The sequence below is a fragment of the Halobacillus sp. genome (assembly GCF_049282395.1).
In the GTDB taxonomy this organism is placed as follows: domain Bacteria; phylum Bacillota; class Bacilli; order Bacillales; family Halobacillaceae; genus Halobacillus.
In genome coordinates this window covers 1-2,121 of sequence record NZ_JBAPTY010000201.1, presented here as the reverse complement: position 1 = coordinate 2,121, position 2,121 = coordinate 1, and the positions used below count along the sequence as shown (strand labels likewise).

Below are 2,121 nucleotides of genomic sequence, written 5' to 3'. Positions count from 1 at the left end.
ATTAAACGGTTAAACAATCTTTGAAGTTCCTCATTCATCAAGTCTGTTCCCCCCTTATAGAAAACACATATCATACTATGCTTTACCTAAGATCAATATTAATAGATTCATTCTGGGCCTCGATTACGTGCATACTTCTTGAAAGGGATGTGGAAATTTTAGAATAGTGTTGAAAATTTTAGTAGAAAAGGATATGATGGCGTAATATTTATTTTTACTAATCCTAAAGAGGTGATCAGGATGCGTCAGGAACAAGCTGTTGAAATACTAGTGAACCGTTTAAAAGAAGACCCTGGTGTCCAAAGTATATTTTTAAAAGGATCGATGGGCAGAAACGAGCACGATCAGCACTCCGATATTGATTTGTATTGTCTAGTAAAAGAAGAGGATGAAAAAGCCTTTCTATCCCGCAGGCTGAATCATCTCAGAGCGTATAAGGATCCCATGTTTTACGACGACATTTTCATCATAGCTCCTCAAATTATAGCGATCTACGAAGACTGGCTTCATGTGGATCTATTTACCGTTACAGAAAAGACTTTTCAAAATAAAGATTATTTTACGGTTCTGTACGATCCGGATCACCTCATGGACAAGTATCAGACCGAGCATAAATTGACTCTTTCGGAAGCTGAATTTAAAGATTACGTTATCGATACAGCCTGGTTTTTGTTTCAATACAAAAAAGCGAAAGAACGTGGAAATGCGATGTGGGCGCAAGAGATGCTTCGTTATGTGATGAGCAGCCTCTCGAATGTGATGTTATACCGATATGCGAAAGATCGCTCGCGGCTCGGACTTAAAGCGATTGAAGCCCATTTGCCACAAGAAAAGAGAAGGACAATGCTTGAGATTTATGAGTGTGTCACTCCCTCTTCTCATGAAAAAGCGGTTAAAAATATTACCTCCCTTTTAAAGGAAGAAGTGAACTGGATACAAGAGTATTTTGAGGAAAACGATCAGACACTTGGTTTGTTGAAATTAATGATAAAAACACTCTCCACCGAAGCAGAGTTAACCCCTTAAACGATTAGAAAGGATGCTTGCATATGTTTACACATGTCATTAATGAACATACGGAATTACGATTGTTAGAGGAAAGACATGCGGAGGAGTTATTTCAATTAACCGATTCGTCGCGCGCGAGTTTAAGACAATGGCTGCCATGGATTGATGCTACTAAATCTGTGGAAAACTCCAGGGAATTTATAAAGGGCACATTAAATCAGTTTTGCAAAAATGATGGTTTTCAGGCTGGGATCTGGTATAAAGGAGAACTGGCAGGTGTGGCCGGACTACATACGATCAACTGGTCCAACCGATCGACTTCTATCGGGTACTGGCCCGGAGAATCCTTTCAAGGAAAGGGACTCATGACCCAGGCGTGTCAGGCCATTGTAGATTACTGCTTCCAAGAACTAGACTTAAAAAGAATTGAAATACGAGCCGCAACAGGCAATGAAAAAAGTTTAGCTATTCCAAAGAGGCTGGGTTTTAAAAAAGAGGGCTGCCTTGAAAAGTCCGAACTCCTTTATGGAGAGTACGTTGATCATTATGTATTTGGGTTGATCAACGATCATCATGGCTGATGGGATGGTTCGAAGGTAAAGGGTGGATGCAATGAACATAATACGTCAGGCCTTTATGATCCTGCTGATATGTGTCGTTACGTATTTTGTTTTGGGGCGTCCTGATCATGTGCATCCTATATTGTTAGGAGGAATTTCAGGCTGGATAGTTGTGCATCTTTTTAGTAGACTCTGGATCTCTAAACAGTAGATTATGAAATGGGAGCTTCACTTGGAAAGGAGGAGGTGCAAGGTGAGTATTTTCGTACCATTACTAATCACAACTTCTGTTTTAATATTAGCTTGGAGAGTTGGAAAAAAAGAACGAGCATAGTAATCGTTTAGTAATGAACGATCCTAAACAAGGAGAGCTACATATGATTTTGGAAAATGAGAATGGTTTGCTGCTGAAGCGGCGCGACAAATTAGGGGAGCGTGACTGGCGAAGTGATCCGTGCTATAAGATTATCTTTTCTCCTTACGCCAGCAGCAAGTACCAGACGCCTCAGGGGGATATTCAAATTCATCAGAATGAATTCTTCATCTTTAATCC

The 2,121-nt window shown here is 40.2% G+C and carries 2 protein-coding genes; both read left to right on the top strand.

The window, feature by feature from the left end:
• Nucleotides 1-240 precede the first annotated feature (240 nt).
• On the top strand, nt 241-1,026 hold the full coding sequence (locus WAM07_RS09170) for a nucleotidyltransferase domain-containing protein (RefSeq protein ID WP_422166230.1): 786 nt from the start codon (nt 241-243) through the stop codon (nt 1,024-1,026).
• 23 nt (nt 1,027-1,049) lie between these two features.
• A complete protein-coding gene (locus WAM07_RS09165; RefSeq protein WP_422166228.1) occupies nt 1,050-1,589 on the top strand; it encodes a GNAT family N-acetyltransferase in 540 nt (179 codons plus the stop codon).
• Nucleotides 1,590-2,121: the final 532 nt, after the last annotated feature.

Bases quoted from the DNA above. Each gene is read 5' to 3' on its own strand.
- WAM07_RS09170 (WP_422166230.1), top strand. From the start codon at position 241: ATGCGTCAGGAACAAGCTGTTGAAATACTAGTGAACCGTTTAAAAGAA.
- WAM07_RS09165 (WP_422166228.1), top strand. From the start codon at position 1,050: ATGTTTACACATGTCATTAATGAACATACGGAATTACGATTGTTAGAG.